Source organism: Chitinophaga solisilvae (assembly GCF_009928525.1).
In the GTDB taxonomy this organism is placed as follows: Bacteria; Bacteroidota; Bacteroidia; order Chitinophagales; family Chitinophagaceae; genus Chitinophaga; species Chitinophaga solisilvae.
Map to the genome: position 1 here is coordinate 231,306 of NZ_JAABOK010000007.1, position 24,404 is coordinate 255,709.

Genomic DNA, 24,404 nt, shown 5'->3' on the forward strand with positions numbered 1-24,404 from the left:
CCTTTCTTATCTTACAATTCTCAGCTTGGCGTAGTTGAGCATAATTTTCTTTTCGCCGCCGCCTTTGGGGAATACCACTGTGGCGATACGGTTGTTGGGAGCGCCTTCCATAGCGGTGATGGTACCGAAACCGAATTTCTGGTGTTCTACCTGCATACCGGGTTCCATTCCTGCCGGATCATCGGGGGTAAAGCCAGGAGTAGGCACATGCGTGGTAGCCGCTGAGGATACCGGCTTGGCCATTGGCTTTGGCGATGACTGCTGCGGCGCCTGCCCTGGTGCTTTACGCTGCATGCGGTCAAACATATTGCCGCCATTGCCCCAGCCGGAGGTAGCTCCGCTGCCAAAGGCATTGCGTACGCTGCCGCCGCCGGCATAGCTGCGGTCAATAAATTTTTCCGGCATCTCTTCCAGGAAGCGGCTGGGTTCATTCTGCACCAGGTTACCGAAACGGTAACGACTGTTGGCGTGCGTGAGCCACAGTCTGGATTTTGCGCGGGTGATGGCTACGTAGAACAGGCGTCTTTCCTCTTCCAGTTCTTCCCGGGTGTTGATAGACATACCGCTGGGGAAGAGCGTTTCTTCCAGCCCTACGGTGAATACTACCGGAAATTCCAGTCCTTTCGCCGCGTGTATGGTCATGAGCTTTACCACATCGCTGTTTTCATCGTTGCCCTGGTCGGCATCCGTCAGCAAAGTGATCTGCTGCAGATAGGAGCCCATGCTTTTATCCAGCAGTTCTCCTTCTTCATCAGGCGTTTCCGTGAATTCCTTGATGGAGTTGAGCAGTTCCTGCACGTTTTCATAACGGGCAAGCCCCTCCGTAGTTTTATCGTTGAAGAGTTCTTTTACAAGGTTGGTGGATTTACCTACTACCACGGCCACGTCATAGGCGTTGTGGTTGTTCAGCAGTGCCTGGAAACTTTTTATCATGGTCACAAAGCCATCGATCGCTTCGAGGGTACCGCCCTTGAAACCGAATTCCCTGGCGCGTTCCAGCACTTCCCACATGGTAATATTGTGGTCATTGCCGTACACGACTGCCTTTTCCATGGTGGTTTTACCGATACCGCGCACCGGATAGTTGATGATCCTCTTCAGGCTCTCTTCATCGCGGGTATTCATGGTGAGGCGCAGGTAGGCCACAAAGTCCTTGATTTCCTTGCGCTGGTAGAAGGACAGACCTCCGAAAATGCGGTATGGTATAGCTTTCCGGCGAAGGCTTTCCTCAAAGGAACGGCTCTGGGCATTGGTACGGTAAAGGATAACGAAATCGCGGTTGTTGTAGTGGTTACGCAGCTTCTGTTCCGCGATGGTATCCGCTACAAACCGGCCTTCTTCATTATCTGTCATGGTGCGTACCAGCTTAATGGTTTCACCGTCGGTATTATCTGTCCAGAGGTTTTTCTCAATCTGGCCGGTGTTGTGTGCAATCACTTCGTTGGCTACGTTGAGGATGGACTTGGTACTGCGGTAGTTTTGTTCCAGCTTTACCACTTTCACATCATCATAGTCTTTTTCGAACTGGAGGATGTTCTGAATGGTGGCGCCACGGAAGGAATAGATACTCTGGGCGTCATCACCTACCACGCAGATATTTTCGTTGACGGCACCCAGCAGTTTGATGATCTCGTACTGAGCCGGGTTGGTATCCTGGTACTCATCGATCATGATATATTTAAACTTATGCTGATACTTGTGCAGTACTTCCGGGAAGCTTTTCAGCAGTATGTACATTTTAAACAGGAGGTCATCGAAGTCCATCGCACCGTTTTTGAAGGTGCGTTTGGCGTACATGTCATATATCTTGCCTATCAGCGGCCGGTTGGCGCGCATATCTTCCTGCTGAACGAGGTGGTCGTGCTGATATTCCTCCGGTCCCATCAGGCTGTTTTTGGCCGCAGATATGCGGTTATAAACGAAGCTGGGTTTATAGTGTTTATCGTCGAGGTTCAGCTCATTGACGATAGTTTTGATAACGCTTCTGGCGTCGTCGGTATCATAAATGGTAAAATCGTTGGGATAACCCAGCCGGTGGGCTTCTGCACGCAGCAGGCGGGCAAATACGGAGTGGAAGGTACCTATGTACAGGTTACGGGCTTCGCTGCTGCCGAGTATTTTCTCCACACGTTCCTTCATTTCACGGGCTGCCTTGTTGGTAAAAGTCAGCGACAGGATATTAAACGCGTCTACTCCGTTGCGCATCAGGTGAGCGATGCGGGTGGTGAGCACTTTTGTTTTTCCGGAACCCGCGCCGGCAACGATCATTAAAGGGCCATTAATATGTATTACTGCTTCCCGCTGTTGTTGGTTAAGCTCGTCTAAATAATTTTCCTTCATCACGACTTTTTTGTAAGATGTAAAAGTACGAAATGAAATGGCGATTTACGAATTACCCGAAGGGAATGTATGATGTTACGGTTTTGCCCCCAGTGTTTTCATGAACCTGAAATGCGATACCACGGCCCTTTGCATGGTGGGAATGCTGTGATATGCCAGCTGATGCTCCGCACATTTAGCAGCAACAATTTTACTGATGGCAGGATAATGAATATGACTGATCCGGGGAAACAGGTGATGTTCAATCTGGTAATTAAGTCCGCCTACCAGCCAGGAAATAATTTTATTCTGCGGAGAAAAATTGGCAGTAGTTTTAATCTGATGTATTGCCCATTCATTTTCAATCACTTTATCATCCGTACCTGCAGATTGAAATTCGGTTTCCTCCACTACGTGCGCCAGCTGAAAAACGATGGCCAGCGTAAAGCCCATTACCAGGTGCATGGCAGTAAAACCTATTGCCCACGCCTTCCAGCCTGTGAGGAGTACAGGAATAACCACATAAAAAACCACGTATAATACTTTACTTCCCCAGAAAACCACATGATCGTTCCATTTCATGGGCTGCAATGGTGTTCTGTATACCTTACGGCTCAGGTACTTGGTGAAATCCATGATAAACACCCATGCAAATGAGGAAATAGCATAGATCAGTACCACATAGATATGCTGCAAACGATGTGCAGGCGTCCATTTCTGGGTGCTGCACTGGCGCATGAGCGGGCTTTTGGCAATATCGTCATCCAGGCCGTCCACATTGGTATAGGTATGATGTATGATGTTGTGTTTTTGCTTCCAGATAAAAGCATTGCCTCCTAACGCATTGAGAGTGAGTCCGAGCGTATCATTCAGGGTTTTGTTGCCGGAATAGCTTCCGTGGCAGGCATCATGCATTACATTAAACCCTATGCTGGCCAATACAAACCCCAGCAAAGCGCAAAGCGCTACTGCCAGCGGGGCTGGCATGGAAATAAATAAAACGCTCAGGTATAGCAGCATGGCTGCAGGCAGGAGCACAATTGTTTTCAGGTATAATTTCCAGTTACCGGTTTTTTTAATGTTATTCTCTGTAAAATACTCTTCCACAGCAGATTTCAGCGCAGGAAAGAACAGGGCATTCCTGTTGTTGAACGTTACTTTAGGCATACAGCTTCATTAAAACCGGAAGTCAGACAGTTGTAGATCGCCGGGAAAATTAAAGATAGTTGACAGAATTCCCCTAAGTAACGGTATTAAATACGTAAAAGTGCATGCTGCCCCGGGAAAAGCGGATTAATTAACAAAGAATTGTGATTAGGCAGGTAAAATAGTAACAGGTTAACCGGTTCCGGCTAATCCGGAGCCCACAAACGTAAGTACAACAGACACTCACCACTCCCTCCGCGGGAGTACAGGTAACAGCAGTATCCTTAACATGATATCTCAACTATCGGGGGTTCATAGCAGATAGCAGTAGTTTCCGTTAATTTATGTCCAGGGTTTGCAGGCCTCCGGTTTTCGCAAAAGCCTTAAAATATGATGGTTTCAGGTATGTATCTGTTACGCAGCTATACCTCAGTGTCTGGTGATTCTCGTTTTCAGCATTTTCCGGGCGAAGTGGATCCGGCTCTTGACAGTGCCCAACGGCTCATTCAGGATTGCCGCGATTTCATAATACTTATAGCCTTCAAAATACAGCAGGAACGGCTGTTTGAAGATAACAGGCAGGTTATATACCGCCATCTGTACGTCTTTTACGCGAAGATCCGACTCAGCAAAATTTCCGATGGCGGAAGGCTGATGGCTGAGGAGATAATCACCCACAGCATTGTCCAGCAGTTTATACTGGCGGTTTCCGCGACGGTAATTGTTGATGAAGATATTACGCATGATCGTGTAGAGCCAGGCGCGGATATTGGTTCCTGCGAGGTATTTATCGCGGTTGGACAATGCCCTGAAGAGCGTTTCCTGGTAAAGGTCTTTCGCTGATTCAGAATCTTTTGTCAGCGTAACGGCGTAAGGCCGTAAGAAATCGGCGTTTCCTAATAACAAATTGTTGAATTCGGTGGATGACATAACGGTTAACTTTAAATGATCAAGCAAATAGGCTACAGCTGACAACCTCATCGGGTTGGGAGTAAGCATGGAGGCAGCAATGGTATCGCCGGTACTCCGGACCGGAGGTTCGCTGCCGGCACCTGCATCAGCCATTTCTGCCCCGGAACTCAACAGGAAAAACGGGCATGGCCGGCACAGGTGCCTTAACAGGGTGTTTTGACTATCATCGTGTATGCGTTTTAGTTAGAAAATATGCTTGCATATGGGGATGTTTTGATTCAGCAGTAAAAGTTATATCAGCGGCTGCGCAGCCGGAACGACAGCGCTATCAGCATAATTCCGGAGATTACCGCATAAAGGCCAAACACCCAGGTAAGTGTTAAAGCAGCTATTTGAGGGTTAGACAACAGGAGAATTCCGAAAATAATAGTCAGCAGCCCTCCCACAATATACCAGCCTTCACCTGTTATCACGGTCCGCAGCCTTATTGCGATAATTATTTCAAAAATACCGGCCAGCATGGCCCATACAGCTATCAGGTAAATAATGGCGTTGCCTGTAGCAAAAGGATTGTAAAGCGTAAGGATTCCTAATATAATGCCTGTTAACCCCGACAAGAGAAATAACCCCCAGTTTTCAGTAGTTCTGCGGGCAGCCACCGCACCTATTACAGCAAATAAGCCACCGGCAAAAAGATAAGCGCCTAAAAAAACGACCAATGTCGTAAAAGCCGCGCCAGGCCAAAAGATAGCAACCAAACCTATAATAAGGGCAAATAATCCTCTGAGTAAAAAAATCCACCAGTAGGCACTATAAAAATTATGCATGCATTCTCGTTTTATAATTCCACAATGAGCAGCTATAATGTAATAGGGTGAAGATCGCGTACAACCAGGCATATCCGTTTCCGTCCAAAAACTATAAAACGATTAATGATTACCGCTGTCAGGTCGGCCCTGTACAATATAGCACAGGTCTTCCCGCAGTGATATGCAGTAAAGGGGGTGATGGGTCATTCATAAGAAAGGTGGCAGGTGTTTCCATAATGGTAAGTTTATAAGGTTACCAATGAGCGGGGTCTAAGTACTGTTCACACCATTTTTTTGCGCTTATTCACCGCCTGATACTATAAATACCGATTGACAACAACAGGTTAGTTAAAAATGTTTAAGGGTTTTGCCTGACTCTCGAAAAAATAATCGCCTATTAACATTCACATATATTCACTCGCCTTATAAATAAAAGAATATATATATATCTTTTATTAAAGACTAAGACTCTATACACAATTTATAAAATTTTGTTAAAATAAACAAAATCTATTTCGGACTCCTGATTTTATTCAGAAAAGAAAAATACCGGTTAAAACGGTAACGGATATACGAAAATAATGACATAAAAAAGCAGCACCGGCAAGCATTTCAACTGCTTACCGGTGCTGCCGTATAGCGTGCGCTACCTGAAATTATTTCTCGTTCCTGTCTACCACCGGCCGGGAATCCCGGTTAGCAATATCCCAGGCGGTGTAAAACACCAGCTGTGCCCGGCGCGTCAGCAGATGATAATCAATTTTCTCCACGGTATCCGTAGGCCTGTGATAATCTGCATGGGTACCGTTAAAATAGAATATCACCGGAATCTTATGCCGCGCAAAATTATAGTGATCAGAACGGTAATAAAATGCGTTGGGATCATTCGGATCATTGTACTTATAGTCCAGTTTCAGCCCGGTATATTTATCATTGGCGCCTTCGCTGATAGGGCGCATGGCAGAACTCAGCTTGTTATCACCTATCACATATACGTAGTTGGTATCCTTTTCATGCGCCGGATCAATCCGCCCGATCATATCAATGTTCAGATCTGCTACCGTACTGGTCAGCGGGTACACCGGATGCTCCGTGTAATATGCCGAGCCCAGTAATCCTTTTTCTTCTCCGGAAACCGCCATAAATACAATGCTCCTGCGTGGACCATGCCCGTCCTTCTTTGCCTGCATAAAAGCCCTGGCCAGCTCTATCACGGCAGTGGTACCGGAACCGTCGTCATCTGCGCCGTAATGTATCTGCCCGTCCTGTATTCCCAGATGGTCATAGTGCGCGGTGATAAAAACAACCTCCTCTTTCCTGTCCGTACCTTCCAGGTAACCCAGTACATTGGAGGGAGACATATCTACTTCATCTTTTCTGAAAACAATACGTGCCTGTGTACCGGCTTTCAGCTGCAGGTTTCTTTCCAGCAGTGCAGGCAGGCTGTCAGCCTGTGCTACGCCAAAAAGTGAAGCCGCCAGCGACGGGGTGATGATGTAGAGTCCGCAGGTATTTTTGCTTACCGGTTCTTTCGCTGTGTACACACCTGTTCTTCTCATCTGGCGCTGATCAAAGCTTTTGAAATTCCTGGCGTTATTGCTGATCAGCAGCAATGCACGCGCGCCCTGCGCCAGGGCAGTCTGATTCTTATCTCCAGGATACCCTTTGGATGCAGACATACCCACGGGTACACCATCTCTGACCAGTACAATTTTATTTTTCACATCCAGGCCGGCATAATCGTCGCGTTGCTCATTACGGATACCATAACCGGCATATACTACCTCCGCAGTGGTATCTATATTCACGCCTTCCCGGATACTGGCATAAATATCTTCTCCGAACCGGAAGACTTTATCACCTGCACGGATATACGCTTCGCGGAGTGTGTCCCGGTATAACGGATAATATTGTTCCCATTTTCCGTTGGCGCCTGGCTGCAGCCCGGCTTCTCTGAACTGGCTGACAATATAGGCAGCGGCTCTTTCCTGGCCACGGGTACCGGTTTCCCGGCCTTCCATTTCAGCGCCGGCAATTACAGCCAGTTGTTTTTTAGTACTGAGCGGAGTGATCAGGGAAGCATATCTGGCCGCAACCGATGCAGTGGCAGGCAGTTTCTTATTCTTTTCAGATGTAACCTGTGCTTGTGCAGCAAGCAGGGAAAGAGAGCAGGCAATCGTTACGAAAACTCTCATCAGAGCGTGTTTTAAGGTGATAGGCTTTAAGGGTGACATAAAAATAAAAGAGCCGGAATATGATCCGGCTCTCTGAATATACAAAAAATAAGTGTTCAGCGATTGGTATTGTGTTGCGTGGTTACAGGCAGGCCATTTTGCTAACTCTGTTCTGATGGCGGCCGCCTTCAAACGGCGTATCCAGGAAGATATCTACCATCTGGTTGGCAACGGCTACATCCACGAAGCGCGCCGGGATACACAATACGTTGGCGTTGTTGTGAGAGCGTGCAAGTCTTGCCAGTTCTTCGCCCCAGCAGATAGCAGCGCGGATACCCTGGTGTTTGTTGGCCGTAATAGCCACACCATTGGCGCTTCCGCAGATCAGGATACCAAAGGCAGCCTGTTCTCTTTCAACCGCAGTAGCTACGGGGTGCGCGTAATCCGGATAGTCTACTGAATCTTTGGAATGCGTACCATAATCCTTCACTGTTAATCCTTTTGACTCCAGGTAGGAAATTACTTCTTCCTTATACTCAAATCCTGCATGATCAGACCCGATAGCTACAGGTAATGCAGTGTTGAATGTATGTTGTTGCATAGCAATTACTGTTTACTGTTAATACTTATTAGGACCACTCTTCCACTTCTTTTTTCTGTTCTTTGGCCTCACGGTCGCGCAGCGCTTTCTTGGATATAAAGATACTGATTTCATAAAGAAGGTACAGCGGCGTAAATACGATCAGCTGATCCACCAGGTCGGGAGGCGTAATAATCGCCGCCAGTATGAGTATGACAACGATCGCATGTCTTCTGTAGGCACGCAGGAAATCCGGTGTCAGAATGCCCAGTTTGGTGAGGAAAAATACCAGTATCGGTAATTCAAATAATATTCCCATACCCAGCACAATCTGGGACATGAGATCGAAGTAGTCGTCAATAAAAAACTGGTTGAGCGCTTTATCCGTTACCGTATAGGATGCGAGGAAGTTGATGGTAAAGGGAGCCATCAGGAAATAGGCAAAGCAGATACCGAGGAAGAACTGGAAAGAAACCCAGAAAATAGCGCCTCTGGCTCCTTTCAGCTCCTTCTCCTTCAAAGCGGGTTTTACAAAGCGCCAGAATTCCCAGAAGATATAGGGGAATGCACAGATGAACCCGATGATAAATGCCAGCTTGAACTGCAACATGATCTGTCCGACCATCTTATAGTTCAGGAACTGTACTTTAACAGGGGTTATACAGAGTTTATCACCCATGCCTATCCAATGGCCCAGTTTGCACAGGGCTATGTAGGAAGGGAAGTTGGCGTTGGTAGGTCCGAAGATGACGTTATCCAGAATTTCCTTGGTATATACAAATCCAAAAATGCTGAATGCAACAAGCGCTAACGCAGATCTTACGAGATGCCAGCGGAGATCTTCGAGGTGATCAAAGAAAGACATCTCTGCCTTATCCTCATTATTTGAAAAGAATTTCTTTAGCATGTGTTTTATAGTGTCGAATCGATGTTGAATACATTTTCCTCTACAGGATCACAAATATAGCGGTTGAACACTACAAATTACAGCGCAGTGCGGATAAAGTGGGTTGTTTTTAATACTCTTTTAAAAAGAAAAAATCTGAGAGAGAAAATATGATGAGGTAGGTACAAAAAAAGAGCCAGCCCGAGAAGAATCAAGAGCCGGCCTTTCATCCATTGTTTGTTAACCCCAAAAAAGTTGAATTCGAGAATGTCTTTGGCTTCCAGTTTTTCTGACTTACCTAATTGATGGCAAGCGTTCAGTATAAGTAAGAATCACTGGTTGCTTTTATATTGTAATACAAAAATAGCAAGAATTCTTTTATTATCAATGTTGGAACACTTTTTTTACAACCTTTTAACAAAAATCAAATCATTGTGTTACATCATCTACAGCAAATGTATACAATCCGTGTTAAATTCCTACTACTTTTTTAAAAAACGTTTTAGCAAAATTGTTATTGCCTCGTTAATACAAACATTATAAAAAAAATAATATCATATAAACATCGTATGCATCAGCCTAAAAATGCCTGTATTAACCCAGGATTTTCATCTTTACCATTTCAATACGTGTATCCGTAACATTCAGTATATCAAACTCATAATCGCCTATAATGATCCTGTCCTTTATCTTGGGGATCGTTTCATGGTGGTTGATGATATACCCGGATAATGTTTCGCTTTCATCTTCCGGAAAATCGAGACTATATTTTTCATTTAAGTAATCTAGCTCCAGTCTTCCTGAAAAAATGTATTCTTTTTCGGCGATCTGCTTCTCTACAAATTCTTCCACATCGTGTTCATCTTTGATCTCACCGAAAATTTCTTCCAGTACATCTTCTATCGTTACAATACCTGCAGTGCCGCCGAATTCATCCACTACCCATGCAATACTTTTGCGTTCCTTGTTGAATTTGCTGAGCAGGTCTATGGCGCTCATTGTTTCGGGTACTGCCAGTATCGGGTGGATAATAGGTGCGATATCCTGCGGGTTCTTGAACATGTCCAGCTGGTGAATATAACCAAGGATGTTATCAATTGTCTGATCATAGATAATGATTTTAGACAGCTTGGTTTCCATAAACTTCTGTCTGGCATCGATGATCGGGCTTTTGATATCCAGCGCTTCTATTTCCTTGCGGGGAATAAGACAGCCGCGGATTTTCACGTGTGCCAGCGACAATGCATTTTCAAACAGCTCAGTGTTCAGCTCCTGATTTTCGCCGAAATGTTGCTGCGACTGCCGGATAAAATGCTCTACATCCACACGGGTAAAGGATTCCCGCGTTTCAAGAATACGTACGTTGAAAAGGTATTTCAACATCCACTCGGATATTGATACGAGTACGTTACCGATAATGTACAGCGGTTTTGCCACTATTGAAATAGGCAGTGCAAAAAAGCTGAGCAATGCTTCCGGGCGCGACCTGAAAATAGCCCTGGGAATAAAAAAGCCCAGGAACAGCATGATCAGCGATGCCAGCAGTATTTCCAGGAAAATAACCAGCGGCATGGGAACATTTTCCGGCCTTGCCGTACTGGCTTCCCATATCGGCGAGAAAAATCCTGCGAGCAGAATGCTGTAAATCACCAGCGTGATTGTTAATCCTACCAGGCTGGTAGCCAGAAACCGGCTGGGGTTTTCATTGAAACTGGCCAATATTTTGCCGGTGGCTCTCCCCTGCTTCTTTTTAAGCTCAATGCTGAGTTTATTCACATTGGCGAATGCCGCTTCTATGCCCGCGAAGAAGCCGGCCAGCAGAACGAGGAAAACTAAAATAATAATTGTGTATCCGTCCATCCTAACAAAAATACTGAATTAGGAAAACCAACAATCACCCGCCTATTTTATATTTAAAAAATCTGTTACCAGCTTTTTTACTTCTTCGTATGCCCGTTCCAGTTCATCATTTACTACAATGTGGTCGAACTCGTGGGAGAAGGAAAGCTCGTAACGCGCTTTTCCGAGGCGCTCTTCCAGCGATGCCTGCGTTTCGGTGCCGCGCTCGCTGAGTCTTGCTCTCAGCGCATCTATGGAAGGCGGCTCAATAAATATGGTCAGTGCCTGCTGATGATATTTTTCTTTGATTGACAATGCTCCCTTTACATCAATATCCACCATCGGGATACGGCGCTCTTCCCAGATACGCTCCAGCTCACTTTTCAGGGTACCGTAATATTTACCGGCGTACACCATTTCATATTCTGCAAAAGCGTGCGCATCAATTTTCGCATGAAATTCATCTACAGACATGAAATAATAATCTCTGCCGTTCACTTCTCCTTCCCGTGCACTACGGGTAGCAGCGGACACGGAAAAGGCCAGTACCGGCATGCTGGCCAGTAATTTTCTGACGATGGTGGTTTTACCTGCACCGGAAGGCGCGGTAATAATGATGATCTTTTTTTCCATTATAATTTTAAAGTAGAAATAGCGCTGATGACTTCAAATGCAAAACCCAAAAACCGGGGGAAATGTTCCCTGGAATTTGGGCTTTTAATGATAAATTACAAATTAGGAATTGCAAATTACGAATGATGAATTGCGAATGATGCGCGAAAATAAACGTTATATCCGCTCCTGTCTTCGCTCATCATTCGCAATTCATCATTCGTAATTCGTAATTACCTTTTTATATTCTTCTTATATCCGCTCCCAGATTTCTCAACCTTTCGTCGATGTACTGGTAACCGCGGTCTATCTGGTCAATGTTCTGGATGGTGCTTTTGCCTTCTGCGCTGAGTGCTGCGATGAGCAGGGATACGCCGGCACGGATATCCGGGGAAGACATCGTGATACCGCGAAGCTGGTGCTGGCGGCCAAGGCCGATTACTACAGCGCGGTGCGGATCGCACAAAACGATCTGGGCGCCCATATCAATCAGCTTGTCCACGAAGAACAGGCGGCTTTCAAACATCTTCTGATGGATCATTACGCTGCCTTTGGCCTGTGTGGCTACCACCAGCACGATGCTCAGCAGGTCCGGTGTAAAGCCCGGCCACGGATGATCTGAGATGGTGAGGATAGAACCGTCGAGGAAGGTTTGTATTTCGTATGATTCCTGGGAAGGTATGTAGATATCGTTGCCCCTGATTTCGAGCTGTATGCCGAGGGAGCGGAATTTATCGGGGATGATGCCCAGACTTTCCACGCCTGCGTTTTTGATGGTGATCTCGCTCTGGGTCATGGCGGCGAGGCCGATGAAGGAGCCGATTTCGATCATATCCGGCAGCATGGTATGTTCGCAACCTCCCAGGCTGGTAACGCCTTCGATGGTGAGGAGGTTGGAGCCTACACCTGAAATGCGGGCGCCCATGCTGTTGAGCATTTTGCAAAGCTGCTGCAGGTAAGGTTCGCAGGCAGCGTTATAGATGGTGGTAACACCTTTTGCCAGTACGGCGGCCATTACAATGTTGGCGGTACCTGTTACGCTGGGCTCATCGAGCAGCATATAGGTGCCTTGTAGCCCGCCGGCAGCGGCTTCCAGGCGGAAGTAGTTATCGTCGGAGTCATATACAAATCTGGCCCCCAGCTTCTCGAAGCCGATGATATGGGTATCCAGTCTGCGACGGCCGATTTTATCGCCGCCCGGTTTCGGGATCAGCGCTTTGCCGAATCTGGCCAGCAGCGGGCCGGCAATCATCACAGAGCCCCGCAGCCTGCCGGACTTCTTTTTAAAGTCGGCGCTCTGCAGATAGGCCTGGTCAATATTATCTGCCTGGAATTCACATTTATCGCGGCTGATACGGTTAATTTTTACGCCTGCATCTCCCAACAGCTCAATCAGCAGATTTACATCTACGATATCCGGAATATTATGGATGGTAACCTTTTCGGGGGTCAGCATCACAGCACTGATGATTTGTAAAGCTTCGTTTTTGGCTCCCTGAGGTATTATTTCACCTTTTAAGCGGTTGCCGCCTCTTACTTCAAAAGCACTACTCACTTGTTCCTGTTTTTGTATTTGTTATTGTGCTTGTTATTATTGTTTTTTCCGCCGCCGCTGTTGCTGCTTTTGAATTTATTATTCTGCTGGAAATTTTTGCGTTTGTTGGAACGGAAGTGTTCTCCGCCACCGGTAGTGTTACCGCCGCCGCCAGGGTTGAAGCTGGTGGTATTGACAGTGGAATGGCCTGGCTGGTAGTCCAGTTCACCGTTGGTGATAGCCAGCAGTTCCGCCTTGATGGCGTCATCGTGCACACTTTCCTTATGCCAGTTGGTATAGGCCAGTTTCATGTAGTTGCCCACGCACTGGGTAAATCCTTCTTTCTTTTCCGGATTTTCTTCGTGTACTGCCTTTTCTATTACCATTTCCAGGTTCTTGCCGAAGTGGCGGTTCCTGGGGTATTTTTTGGGATAGGTCAGCCTTTCCGGTTTGTTTCTCAGGGTTTCCTGTGTCGGAATCGGATATGGTGATTCTACCTTCAGTTCGAAATTGGAGATGTTAAAGATGTGATCCCACAATTTGTGTCTGAAGTCTTCAACATTGCGTAAGTGAGGATTCAACGTACCCATGAGTTCAATCACAGCCATAGCATTGCGCTGGCGTTCATCATCATCTTCTATGGTTACCAGGAATTCCACCATTTTCTGGATATTCCTGCCATATTCCTTCATTATCAGGTAATTACGCGTTGTGTTATATTCCATTATATGTGTTTAAAAATATTATTGATGTAGGAACATCTTAAAGTGAAGATAGTAAAGAGACAACATCCCTGCAAAAATAACAAAAAAATACGAGGAACATTTAACAGCATGGCATTGCAGGAAGCCAGAACCTGATTATTTGGTTATTTGAGATTGGGTTATTTGAAATGCATCGGAGATTATGTTATATATCCGTTCAACAACGATCTCCGCTGCATTTCAAATAACCAAATCTCAAATAACCAAATAATCAAATTCTTTTATAGTTTTAATATATGCAAAACAAGAAACTCCCTCTACTTTTTTTACATGGGGCTTTGGGGGCCAGCAGCCAGTTTAAGGCGCTGGCGGAGCAGCTGGAGCCTCATTATGATATACATCTGCTGAATTTCAGCGGGCATGGCGGCGTACCTTTTTCTGCCAGTGGATTTAACATTCAGGCGTTTGCGGCGGAGGTGCTGGAATACCTGGAAAGCAGGCAGCTGGAGTTTACACATATCTTCGGGTATAGTATGGGCGGGTATGTAGCCATGTACCTGGCCAGGCATTACCCGGAAAAAATCGGGCATGTGATGACGCTGGCCACCAAGTATAACTGGAACGAGGCAACGGCGGGAAAAGAGGTGAAGCAGCTGAATCCTGCGCTGATAGCGGAAAAGGTGCCTTCTTTTGCCAGGCTGCTGGAAGAGCGCCATGCGGGGAATAACTGGGAAGAGGTGGTGTCGCGTACAGCGCAGCTGATAGAGGAGCTGGGGCATCAGTCGCTCCTGAAGGCGGCAGACTATGCCCAGATTGCGTCTCCCTGTATGCTCATGATGGGCGACCGGGACAATATGGTATCATTTCAGGAGACGATAGAAGTATATGCATCGTTGCCGGAGGCACAGCTGACGGTATTGCCGGCCACGGCACACCCGCTGGAAAAAGCAGACGTGCCGTTGCTGGCATATTATATCAAGTGGTTTACGACAAAGAAATAAGCATCCGGACTACTCTCCCATCGCCAGTTTCCCCCAGTTGTTCACTTCTTCTTCAGACCATAGTTCCGGGAAAAATACTATGCGCTTGTTTTTCGGAGGCAGGTACTGCTGCCAGTTGGTACCACCGGTAGCGGCTATGTCTTCCGGTTTCTTATGCAGGTATCTTACCGCAGACTTATAATGCATCAACGGCCAGCGCACGTTGATGTTCAGGTCATATTCCTTCAGCAGCGGAGTAATCTGCTGCTGTTCTTCCGGTGTTAATTTTTTGAAGCTGGCCAGCATATTACATTGTTCGTAGCGCGTAGCCAGCTGGAGGAATGGCTCCATATATTTCAGTTCGAACTGGCGCAGGGTAAGGGTTTTCTTACCGCTGGCCAGTTCGGTGGCGCCGCTGCGCCAGTAAATATTATCAAGTACTTCTTTCAGACTGCTGTTGTCCAGGCCGGGGCGCTGTGGTTCATATACCAGGTTCTGCAGCCGGGTGGAGCAGATTTCGATCATACGGAATTGTCCGCTCTGGAAGCCGCTGGCCGGCAGTAAGGCCATACGGAACTGCAGGAACTGTTCCTTGTCCATTCCGTCTACCATGATTTCAAAGGAATTAATCAGGTTGCGGAAATAGTTGTTGATCCTTTTCAGCTGGGTATTAAATATTTCAGCCGACAGTACAGGCGCATGGCATATCTGTTCGATAGCCTGGAGCGACAGTTTAAAATACAATTCCGTTATCTGGTGATAAATGATGAAGATGTTTTCATCCGGAATCGGCGTGCGGGGATGTTGCAGGTTCAGCAGTACATCCAGTTGAATATAATCCCAATAAGTAAGATAATCCGCATACAGGAGCCCATCAAGGTATGATGACAGGTTTTGGCCCATTGCGGCATATTTTTCTTCCAGCCGTTTTATTTTATCGGCAATTTCTGTTGTAACCATTGGCGAAAATTAATAATAAAGCATGAAATAGCAACTGTCCTGCTATTTCCGTTTATCATTAATTATTCCACCACATTGATAGTGCGGTAAAAGCTTTCTTCGAGTGAGATGAGGGTTTCGGTTCTTTCGATGCCTTTTATTTTCTGTAATTCATCGTGGAGAATACGGCGCAGCTGGGTAATATCCTTGCAGATAATTTCCGCGAACATGCTGTAGCTGCCGGTGGTGTAGTTCAGGCGTACCATTTCCGGTATTTTACGGAGTTCTTTGGCTACGGTATCATACATGGAGCTTTTTTCCAGGTAGATCCCGATAAAGGCGATTACATCATATCCGATCATTTTCAGATCTACATGTAATTTTGTACCTTTAACTATACCCAGTTCTTGCAATTTCTTCATTCTCACATGAATAGTGCCGCCGGAAACAAAGAGTTTCTTCCCCAGATCGGCGTAAGAGATCTCAGCATTGTTCATCATCTCGCTGATAATCTGTAAATCGAGTTTGTCAATATTCAAATTGTGGCTCATTTTTACAATTTGTTTTTGAATGTTTTAAAGTTATATGCAAATATTTAAAAAATATCGAAAATTCAAAAATTTTTCTTAAAAAATTTGCAAGGAATTGCCCTTCTCTTTAGATTTGCATTATAATCATTACGAAAACGGCAAACGAAAAGCGAATGCAGCTAATGATTATACAAATTGTGGGATGATGAAACTGGCAGACATGCCCCCTTGTCTCGGGGGTGGGGAGCCCAGGATAAACACTACATAACCGGGTTGACCACTAATCTTATTATGCTGTGCTAACTGCCCCGTGGAGGTTCGACTCCTCCTCCTACAGCCAAATTGGTTTAAAGAAGCTCGTAAGTAATATACTTACGGGCTTTTTTATTTCAGGTACTATCCATTTATACATTTTATTTAAGAAAATTACCAATCGATTGTAAAAAATAAAACAATTATTGTGTTTTAATAACACCTGTTAAAGAAAAATGTGCGAATGTGCATTTTTCATTCTAAAAAGCGAAAATTGTAGCAGTTAAAATTTTTATATAAAAAAAATTAGTGCTTTATGGAAGATCCATCGTTTTATACCAGTATAAAAACGTTTATGGAAAATAATCAGGTGCTGTTGTTTCAGGACACAGAAGGAAATACTGCCATTGAAGTAAAGCTGGAAAATGAGACTGTCTGGCTCACCCAGGCGCAGATCACGGACTTGTTTGCATCAAGTAAAGCCAATATCAGCGAACATATTAAACATATTTACAGCTCCGGCGAGCTTAATCCTGAGGCAACTGTTCGGAAATTCCGAACAGTTCAAAATGAAGGTTCAAGAACCGTAAACCGGGCACTTGAATATTATAACCTGGATATGATTATATCCATCGGGTACCGGGTCAACTCTGTCAGAGGCACGCAATTCAGGATCTGGGCCAATAATGTACTGAGAGAATACCTTACCAAAGGCTTTGCACTGGACAGGAAACGCCTGCAGGAACAGGCCCGGCAGCTGGAAGAACTGAAGCAGACCGTACGCCTGCTGGGTAGCCTGGCCCAAAGCCAGGAATTAAGCTCTGATGAGGCTTCCGGACTACTCAAAGTAATTACAGATTATACCTACGCACTGGACATACTGGACAGGTATGACCACCAGACCCTGGAGATAGAAGCCACCACACCGGCCAATCTCTTCGAAATTACCTACACCAGCGCTATGGAAGCCATTAATGGCCTCCGGGATAAATTCGGGGGAAGCACTCTCTTCGGAAATGAGAAGGATGAATCCTTTCAGGGGTCGCTGGCAGCTATTTACCAGACCTTCGGCGGTCAGTACCTGTACCCCAGCGTAGAGGAAAAAGCCGCCAACCTCCTGTATTTCGTTATTAAAAACCATTCCTTTTCTGATGGCAACAAACGTATTGCCGCCTTCCTGTTCGTCTGGTTCCTGGATAGAAACAATATCCTGTACCTGGCCGACGGCACCAAAAAGATTGCGGATAATGCCCTGGTAGCCCTGACACTGATGATTGCCGCATCCAAACCGGAAGAAAAGGAAATAATGACCCGCGTGGTCATCAATCTCATCAACCTTAAAAACCAGATTCCATTCATAAATGCCCATTAATGGCTATTTTTGCGCCAATGGGACAGAAAAAATTACAACGCTTTGCGGAAATAGAAACCTTCCCCAACGTATTGATATACCCGGAAGGAATGCAGGGGAAATGGAATGAATTCTTTAAAAACAACCATCCGATAACACTGGAACTGGCTTGTGGTAAAGGAGATTACACCCTGGGCATGGGGCGCATGTTCAAAGATCAGAACTATATCGGCGTAGATCTTAAAGGCAACCGTATCTGGCGCGGCGCCAAAACAGCCCTGGACGAATCCTTATCCAACGTGGCTTTTCTCCGCACCCAGATCGATAAACTGGCTAATTATTTTGCTCACGGAGAAATAAAGGATATCTGGATTACGTTCCCGGATCCCTTCCTGCGCAATTCGAAATCCAAAAAAAGACTGACGCACCCGAAATTCCTGCAGCTGTTTCAGCCGCTGCTGGCGCCTGGCGCCACCATCAACCTGAAAACAGACTCTCCCCAGCTCTATGCTTTCACACAGGAAGTGATAGCAGCTGCCGGACTGACGCTGCTGGAAGATATTGCGGACGTATACGCCCTGCCGGAAGTACCACCGTTGCTGCAAATACAGACTTACTATGAAGGCATGCACCTGGCAGACGGCAGAACGATCCGTTACCTGAAATTCCGGCTGCCCGCCACTCCGCTGGACTGGCGCAGTATAAAACTACCTTCCGATGAAGCAACCGTTGGTGGAGAAGATTGATTTTTATTATAACGCGGAAGGCTATATGGTATTCACCGAAAAATATCACCGTGACCGCGGCTATTGCTGCGGTAACGGTTGTAAACATTGTCCATTTTCATATGAAAACGTACCAGAGCCCAAAAAATCCATCCTCCTCAAAAAAAGAAACGAAGCAAACGACAGACAGTAAACCTGTTTCCTTTTTTGAGGTGGTATATAAAATAGTCCGTAAAATTCCGCAGGGCCGTGTAACTACCTATGGCGCCATTGCCGAGGCATCCGGGCTCCGCATCACTCCCCGCATGGTTGGCTGGGCCATGAACGGCGCAGGAAACGTTAAGCCTGCCGTACCCGCCCACCGCGTCGTTAACCGCAACGGCGAACTGAGTGGCCGCCAGTTCTTTGCCACCCCCACCCTGATGCAGGAACTGCTGGAACAGGAAGGCGTTGCCGTAAAAGATGATAAAATAACCAACTTTAAAACCGTATTTTGGGATCCGGAAGTAAAAGCTAAACCCCGTAAGGACAGTAAAAAGAAAGTATAATGACCATACTTAAATTAAAGCTGGACCAGGATCAGTTGGTAGAAGATTTTTTTGAGAATACACACCTGATCGGTATCGCATCCACCGCCCGCGACTATCAGCTCTGCTGGCAGATAAACCGGCACCTGCACACCAATTTCAGAGTAAACAACTCCCTGGAAATTACACTGTCCAAAAAAAACAGATCATTTCATTTCACCGTTCTGGAGTTCCATGAACCCACCAATTCTGTTGCACACTATTTTTATAATAACCACTGTCAGGCTGAATTTCTGCTGCCCGAGCTGAAACATATCCATTTCCTCTGGATGATTAAGGGTGATTATTACCAGGGTAGTGATGTGAAAAAATTATTGGAAGAATTACGTCTCGTTCCGCTGGTACAATTAGTATCTTTACTGGATACAAGAGAAATCAAAAATAAAGTGAACCTCATTTTTTAACAGCATTACGCATCATCAAGCTGCTGCAGCTGAGTATTTTAACCAGAAACCTAGTGAATTGCCACGATTTCACCCTTTAAATGTTCCGCTTATGTGGGAAGAAAAAGACAATCGGTTATACCGGGCATTCGTATTCAACGATTTCAAGGAAGCATTTGGCTTCATGACACAAGTAGCCCTGCTGGCAGAGAAAATGGATCATCATCCTTATTGGACCAACGTGTACAATAAAGTGGAGATATTCCTCAATACCCACGATGCAGGCAACATTGTTACCGCAAAGGATAAAGCGCTGGCCGGAGAAATAGACAAATTGTTATAATCAACTTATCTACGACCTTGTGAAGCGCATTATTTTAATGCTGTTGTTGTACTGCTATGCTACAGGAACCTTTGCCATTGCTGAACGCAGTCCCCATGATACGCTGGTGGTTACCTCCGGGACCGTCGCCGCGGATACTGATCTGCGCCCGTATGTATACAGTCTGACCGACAAAAACAATAACCTGACCATCGCACAGGTGGCAGACCGGTCCTTCAGCCGCAACGATCATCTTTTTCATGGTAACAAAAAAAATAACGGCCGCGTCAATAATTGCTGGATGCAGCTGCATATCCGCAACCAGGGCAGCATACCGCTTTCATCCATCGTATTCGCAGGATGGCATGATTTCATGTACTGGTATGAAAAAGCAGTTGCAGACACTCCCCGCCTGCTGATGGCCACAGGCCTCATGCTGGATAAGGGAGGTGTGGAAAGGTGGAATCACTACGGATTTAAAGTAAACGTTCCTCCCGGCGAAACCCGTACCTACTACCTGCATATCATCAACAAGTCATACAACGAAAACCCGCTCATACCTAAGCTATACAGCGAACAGGGCTTTTCCGTACTGCACGATACCCAGCTGGATATTTACCGCAAGGAAGCGGTTATCATCCAGGTGCTGCTGGGCATGCTGCTGGTGTTCTTCAGCATTTCTGTCATTAATTATGTACAGCTGCCGGATAAATCCTATATCTATTTTGCTGCGTATATCCTGGGGCTTATTCTCTTTTTTGCGCTGCGGCTGGAAGGTAAGCCCTATCAATTGTCCTTCTTTCATCGGTGGCCGATGCTGAAGTACTACTGGGATATTCCGGGATTATTGTTTTGCTTTTACTTTATGTACCTGTTGTTCGGTAATAATTTCCTCAACCTGAGAGAGCGCTATCCTTTTATGGAGCGGGTGTTCACATGGGTATCCACAGTAGTGGGCGGTCTGATTATTATCTGCATGTATTGTATTGCGATGGAGCAGTACCATCTGCCAACCATTATTTACAGTTATGTATATTTCTGTACGCTGATTCCGCTGCTGGCCGTATTTGTGGCGCTGGCGCGGCGTTCCCGGCACCATCCGCTGGTACGCTTTTTTCTCTATGGTTCCGTATGCCTGTACCTGGCCTGCCTCGGCTCCTTCCTGATGCATATCCGGCCACTGGGGCTGCTCAGCGCACTGGGAGAACTGGCTGCGCCTTCCATACTGCTGATTGCCGGCGTACTCATGCAGGCCATGTTTTTCCTGGCCGGGCTCAGCTACCGCAATAAGCTGGTACACCTGGAAAGAACGCGTACGCAGGAACTGCTTATCAAACAGCTGAATAAAAACAAGGAGCTGCAACGCAAACTCAATGAGCAACTGGAAGAGCTGGTGAAAGAGCAGACCACAGAAATTCTCCGGAAGAAACACGAGCTGGAAGAACAACGCAAAAAACAGCTGGAAACCGAATATGACAAAAAGCTCACAGAGATAGAACTGAAGGCTATCCGGGCACAGATCAATCCCCACTTCATTTTCAACTGTCTCAATTCCATACAGCTGTTTGTTATGCAGCGGGATTATGAATATGCACAGAAATACCTGTCCGATTTTTCTTACCTGATCCGTAAAACACTGGATTTCTCCAGAAGGAATTTCATTTCGCTGGCAGATGAAATCACCTATCTCAATACCTATCTGGGACTGGAAAAAATGCGTTTTGAGAACAGGATGGAATATGAGATTATTGTAGATCCGGTGATTGCTACCGCCGAGCTGGAGATCCCGGCCATGCTGCTGCAGCCTTATGTGGAAAATGCCGTAAAGCATGGTATGACTAACCCGCAGGCGGCCATAGGCAAGCTGTCGATCCATTTCAACCAGGTAGCCTCAGATATGCTGGAATGCGTGATTGCGGATAACGGTATCGGCATTGCCAGGTCAAGATCCCTGCGTACGCTGCCTAAGCATCATCAGTCGTCCGGAATGGACATCAGCCAGAACCGCGCAGAGCTGCTGAATAAGATGTACAATACCGAGATTCATATAGAAATTATTGACAGATCGGCGCAAAGCGGGGATGACAGCGGCACCGTGGTAAAAGTGCTGATACCGCAACTTTAACATATATCCATTAACGTTAGCAATCTGCCATGATAAAAGCAGTTATAATAGATGATGAACGTAACAGCCGGGATATTATAGCCCTGATGCTGGAGAAGTATTGTCCGGAGATAAAAATTGTAGCCACCGCTTCTGATTGCGCGGATGGTATTGCGCAGATTAAGGAACATCAGCCGCAGCTGGTATTCCTGGATCTTGAAATGCCTGATGGCACCGGGTTTGATGTACTTACGGGCACCCAACCGGAAACTTCGTTTGAAGCCGTTTTTGTCACTGCTTTTGAAAAGAAGTTTCTGCATGTGATCCGTTGCAGCGAAGTGGAGCTGATTCTCAAACCTATTGATAAGGAAAGCCTGTTGCAGTCAGTTGCGCTGGTATCTGCCCGGATCATTAATAACAGCAGCCTGGAGCGTTACCAGGTGCTGTTGGAAAATTTCCATAACGGGCGTCATGCCGCCTGGCAGCTGCTGGTGCCGGCAGCTAACGGGGAGGCCCATACGATATTTCTGCCTGCGGTGGACTACCTGGAAGCGCAGCTGGATAACTGCCTGTTCCGGCTTAGCTCCGGTGCGGTGATTAAGGCGGAGCGGCCTTTCCGGTATTATGTAGATCTCTTTTCCACATTGCAGTTCTACCAAATTAATAATATGCAGATGGTACAGTTACCGAACATCAGCCAGGTAGATGCCGGCAATGGCCGTATCCTGCTCAAGAGCGGTACTGTTCTGGAAATTACGGAGCGCAGGAAACGTGATCTGCTGGCCAGACTGCACCAGTAATAGCCTGTTTTTTTCGTAGTCCCGTTACCGTCATTACTTATTTTCAATTTTTTTTCACTTCTCCTTTTGATTTCTTCAAAAAATCATCCCTCTTTTTACAGCGTATAATTCAATTTTGTCTTTTCCTTTTCTTTTGATGTAATTGCGCGGAGATTACGTAACAATTATTTAACAAAAAAATTTGGTGGAATTACTTTTGGTTGTACATTTGACCCGTCAAATAAAAAAGTCAGACAGTCAGACTTGAACATTTGACCACAATCTATGGCAGAACAGGACCAAAAGCGGACATTGATATTGGAAGCTGCACTGAAGCGCTTCAAGCGGTATGGTCTGTCTAAAACTACCATGGAAGAGATCGCCAGGGATCTGGAGATTTCGAAAGGCTCTTTATATTATTATTTCTCAGATAAGGAATCTATCTATGTAGCAGTAGTAGAGCGTATCATAGCCGATTGTTTCATTGACATGTCGGCGTATGTGGAAACGGCGCAATCTACTACGGACATTATGAACCGATACCTGGAGCTGAAAGAGAAGATGTTGCTGGAATATCATTTCCTGTTCGGTGTTAACGAATGGATCAAGGATGTTCCTTCCAGCCTGATGCGGCAGACGATTGAACTGTTACAGCAGGTGGAAGTAGCTTTTATAGCGGCAACTATCAGGAAAGGTATCTGTCTGCAGGAACTCAATGAAGATACAGACGCAGACCTTACCGCGCAGCTGCTGGTAAACGTATTATTCGGTTTATGGGTAATATGGTGCAAATGGCAGGCATCGGGCTTTGACCCGCATGACCGCGACGGCCTGCGATGCTTTATGGACAGAGAAAAACAAGTATTAACCATTTTCTTTAATGGTTTAAGATATCGACCAGCAATCAGCCACGAACGGCATTAATGTATGTAGAACAAAGAAGGAAACAAGAGAACAGTTTTAATGAATATTTAAATTTTACGAAAGATGAAAAAGTTGATTGTATTGGCCGCAGTAGCACTGTTCGGCACACAAGTAGCAAAGGCACAGTTATCAAAAGGCAATGTTATCCTGGGTGGACAAGTTAATGTAAACACAGAATCAACAAAGGTTAAAGGTTCCGACAATAAAACTACTTCCACTTCTTTTGGTATCAGCCCTAAAGTAGGTCTGGCACTGAATCAGAACTGGGTAGTGGGTGTGTTTGCAAATACACAGTTCGGTTCTAAAAAAGTGAATGATGTTAAGTTCAAATCCCTGGACATCACTCCTGGTATCTTTGTACGTAACTACCACATGATCGGCGAAAGCAAATTCGCATTCTTCGCTGAAGCTAACGCTGGTTACACTTTCGGTAACGAAAAAACAGCAGGTACTAAAACAGATACTCACAATGGTTTCTCTGTAAACGTACTGCCTGGTATCACTTACTTCGTAACCAAACACTTCATGATTGAAGGTGCTTTTGGTGGTCTGGGTTACTCTTACTTACAGAACAAAAATGAAGCGACTAAAGTTAAAACCAACGTTAGCAGCTTCGACTTTAACTTCACCAAACAGTTTAACCTGGGTGTTAACTTCATATTCTAGTAGCAACGTCTAGATTGATGTTTTATATAAGATAGTTAAAAAGGTTAGATAGATTGGATAATCCCGCCGCAGGCAACTGTGGCGGGATTTTTGCATTTTGGGTATATAATAAAACTGACCTGTATGCGACATCTGAAATTTGCACTGTTATTAGTGTCTGTCACCTCCTTCATACTCGGAAGCTGTGTTACCACCCACCCTTCCGGCAACCCGCACGGCATGCCGCCGGGACAGCAAAAGAAAATATACGGTACTCAATCCGCCAAACCTTTTGCACCAGGGCAGCAAAAGAAGAGAGGAGGATATTAATTGCTAAAATAATTACGAATTGCGAATTACGAATTACG

25 protein-coding genes and 1 tRNA gene are annotated in these 24,404 nt (G+C 45.8%); 13 read left to right on the top strand and 13 right to left on the bottom strand.

The genetic code is table 11. The annotated features are described in order from the left end of the window. Nucleotides 1-6 precede the first annotated feature (6 nt). The 11 genes from GWG06_RS16480 to GWG06_RS16530 form a co-directional block, all read right to left on the bottom strand. Nucleotides 7-2,340, bottom strand: coding sequence for an ATP-dependent helicase (locus tag GWG06_RS16480; protein ID WP_160714512.1), 2,334 nt, complete (start codon nt 2,338-2,340; stop codon nt 7-9). Between the two features lie 75 nt (nt 2,341-2,415). Beyond that, the gene (locus tag GWG06_RS16485) at nt 2,416-3,486 is read right to left on the bottom strand and encodes a fatty acid desaturase family protein (RefSeq protein ID WP_127039506.1); all 1,071 of its coding nucleotides are present in this window, start codon (nt 3,484-3,486) and stop codon (nt 2,416-2,418) included. A 408-nt stretch (nt 3,487-3,894) separates the two neighbouring features. Further along, the gene (locus GWG06_RS16490) at nt 3,895-4,395 is read right to left on the bottom strand and encodes an RNA polymerase sigma factor (RefSeq protein ID WP_078669945.1); all 501 of its coding nucleotides are present in this window, start codon (nt 4,393-4,395) and stop codon (nt 3,895-3,897) included. Between the two features lie 278 nt (nt 4,396-4,673). Beyond that, nucleotides 4,674-5,204 carry an HdeD family acid-resistance protein gene (locus tag GWG06_RS16495; protein ID WP_158631493.1) on the bottom strand — a complete coding sequence of 177 codons (531 nt, stop codon included), beginning with the start codon at nt 5,202-5,204 and terminating at the stop codon, nt 4,674-4,676. A gap of 638 nt (nt 5,205-5,842) precedes the next feature. Then, complete coding sequence (locus tag GWG06_RS16500; RefSeq protein WP_160714514.1) at nt 5,843-7,381, bottom strand: M28 family peptidase; 1,539 nt, start codon at nt 7,379-7,381, stop codon at nt 5,843-5,845. Nucleotides 7,382-7,502: 121 nt separating this feature from the next. Further along, entirely contained in the window at nt 7,503-7,961 is a 459-nt protein-coding gene (gene rpiB, locus GWG06_RS16505; protein ID WP_160714516.1) for a ribose 5-phosphate isomerase B, read from the bottom strand. Nucleotides 7,962-7,989: 28 nt separating this feature from the next. Next, on the bottom strand, nt 7,990-8,847 hold the full coding sequence (tatC, locus tag GWG06_RS16510) for a twin-arginine translocase subunit TatC (protein ID WP_160714518.1): 858 nt from the start codon (nt 8,845-8,847) through the stop codon (nt 7,990-7,992). A 573-nt stretch (nt 8,848-9,420) separates the two neighbouring features. Next, nucleotides 9,421-10,686 (bottom strand): hemolysin family protein, encoded by a 1,266-nt coding sequence (locus GWG06_RS16515; RefSeq protein WP_160714520.1) that lies wholly within the window; start codon nt 10,684-10,686, stop codon nt 9,421-9,423. Nucleotides 10,687-10,728: 42 nt separating this feature from the next. Continuing rightward, nucleotides 10,729-11,298, bottom strand: a complete 570-nt coding sequence (gene gmk / locus GWG06_RS16520) for a guanylate kinase (protein ID WP_127039524.1) — start codon at nt 11,296-11,298, stop codon at nt 10,729-10,731. Nucleotides 11,299-11,518: 220 nt separating this feature from the next. Beyond that, nucleotides 11,519-12,832: a UDP-N-acetylglucosamine 1-carboxyvinyltransferase gene (gene murA / locus GWG06_RS16525; protein WP_127039527.1), complete on the bottom strand. Its 1,314-nt coding sequence runs from the start codon at nt 12,830-12,832 to the stop codon at nt 11,519-11,521. Continuing rightward, entirely contained in the window at nt 12,829-13,536 is a 708-nt protein-coding gene (locus GWG06_RS16530) for a DUF4290 domain-containing protein (RefSeq protein WP_160714522.1), read from the bottom strand. The genes murA and GWG06_RS16530 overlap by 4 nt, the downstream gene beginning before the upstream one ends. A 275-nt stretch (nt 13,537-13,811) precedes the next feature. Between GWG06_RS16530 and GWG06_RS16535 the strand changes: the two genes are divergently transcribed. Continuing rightward, complete coding sequence (locus GWG06_RS16535) at nt 13,812-14,516, top strand: alpha/beta fold hydrolase (RefSeq protein ID WP_160714524.1); 705 nt, start codon at nt 13,812-13,814, stop codon at nt 14,514-14,516. Between the two features lie 9 nt (nt 14,517-14,525). On the opposite strand, the gene GWG06_RS16540 is transcribed toward GWG06_RS16535, so the two are convergent. Then, entirely contained in the window at nt 14,526-15,455 is a 930-nt protein-coding gene (locus GWG06_RS16540; RefSeq protein WP_127044601.1) for a tryptophan 2,3-dioxygenase family protein, read from the bottom strand. A 62-nt stretch (nt 15,456-15,517) separates the two neighbouring features. Next, complete coding sequence (locus GWG06_RS16545) at nt 15,518-15,985, bottom strand: Lrp/AsnC ligand binding domain-containing protein (protein WP_029465139.1); 468 nt, start codon at nt 15,983-15,985, stop codon at nt 15,518-15,520. A gap of 175 nt (nt 15,986-16,160) precedes the next feature. Here GWG06_RS16545 and GWG06_RS16550 point away from each other — a divergent pair. The 12 genes from GWG06_RS16550 to GWG06_RS16605 all read left to right on the top strand — a co-directional run bounded on the left by GWG06_RS16550 (nt 16,161) and on the right by GWG06_RS16605 (nt 24,366). Then, nucleotides 16,161-16,304 (top strand) — tRNA-Asp (locus GWG06_RS16550). A 267-nt stretch (nt 16,305-16,571) separates the two neighbouring features. Next, on the top strand, nt 16,572-17,588 hold the full coding sequence (locus GWG06_RS16555) for a virulence RhuM family protein/type II toxin-antitoxin system death-on-curing family toxin (protein WP_160714526.1): 1,017 nt from the start codon (nt 16,572-16,574) through the stop codon (nt 17,586-17,588). After that, nucleotides 17,588-18,313, top strand: coding sequence for a tRNA (guanosine(46)-N7)-methyltransferase TrmB (gene trmB / locus GWG06_RS16560; RefSeq protein ID WP_235938384.1), 726 nt, complete (start codon nt 17,588-17,590; stop codon nt 18,311-18,313). Before GWG06_RS16555 ends, trmB begins: the two co-directional genes overlap by 1 nt. A 25-nt stretch (nt 18,314-18,338) precedes the next feature. Then, nucleotides 18,339-18,485 (top strand): DUF5522 domain-containing protein, encoded by a 147-nt coding sequence (locus GWG06_RS16565; RefSeq protein WP_235938402.1) that lies wholly within the window; start codon nt 18,339-18,341, stop codon nt 18,483-18,485. Continuing rightward, nucleotides 18,415-18,840: an MGMT family protein gene (locus GWG06_RS16570; protein WP_160714530.1), complete on the top strand. Its 426-nt coding sequence runs from the start codon at nt 18,415-18,417 to the stop codon at nt 18,838-18,840. The genes GWG06_RS16565 and GWG06_RS16570 overlap by 71 nt, the downstream gene beginning before the upstream one ends. Then, nucleotides 18,840-19,283: an IPExxxVDY family protein gene (locus GWG06_RS16575; protein ID WP_127043925.1), complete on the top strand. Its 444-nt coding sequence runs from the start codon at nt 18,840-18,842 to the stop codon at nt 19,281-19,283. The genes GWG06_RS16570 and GWG06_RS16575 overlap by 1 nt, the downstream gene beginning before the upstream one ends. 91 nt (nt 19,284-19,374) lie before the next feature. Next, entirely contained in the window at nt 19,375-19,605 is a 231-nt protein-coding gene (locus tag GWG06_RS16580; RefSeq protein WP_127043926.1) for a 4a-hydroxytetrahydrobiopterin dehydratase, read from the top strand. A gap of 19 nt (nt 19,606-19,624) precedes the next feature. Next, a complete protein-coding gene (locus GWG06_RS16585; RefSeq protein WP_160714532.1) occupies nt 19,625-21,709 on the top strand; it encodes a histidine kinase in 2,085 nt (694 codons plus the stop codon). Nucleotides 21,710-21,738: 29 nt separating this feature from the next. Then, nucleotides 21,739-22,488 carry a LytR/AlgR family response regulator transcription factor gene (locus tag GWG06_RS16590; protein WP_160714533.1) on the top strand — a complete coding sequence of 250 codons (750 nt, stop codon included), beginning with the start codon at nt 21,739-21,741 and terminating at the stop codon, nt 22,486-22,488. Nucleotides 22,489-22,752: 264 nt separating this feature from the next. After that, nucleotides 22,753-23,391: a TetR/AcrR family transcriptional regulator gene (locus GWG06_RS16595; protein ID WP_160714535.1), complete on the top strand. Its 639-nt coding sequence runs from the start codon at nt 22,753-22,755 to the stop codon at nt 23,389-23,391. A 63-nt stretch (nt 23,392-23,454) separates the two neighbouring features. Continuing rightward, nucleotides 23,455-24,057: an outer membrane beta-barrel protein gene (locus tag GWG06_RS16600; protein WP_127043930.1), complete on the top strand. Its 603-nt coding sequence runs from the start codon at nt 23,455-23,457 to the stop codon at nt 24,055-24,057. Between the two features lie 123 nt (nt 24,058-24,180). Next, complete coding sequence (locus GWG06_RS16605) at nt 24,181-24,366, top strand: quinol oxidase subunit 4 (protein WP_160714537.1); 186 nt, start codon at nt 24,181-24,183, stop codon at nt 24,364-24,366. Nucleotides 24,367-24,404: the final 38 nt, after the last annotated feature.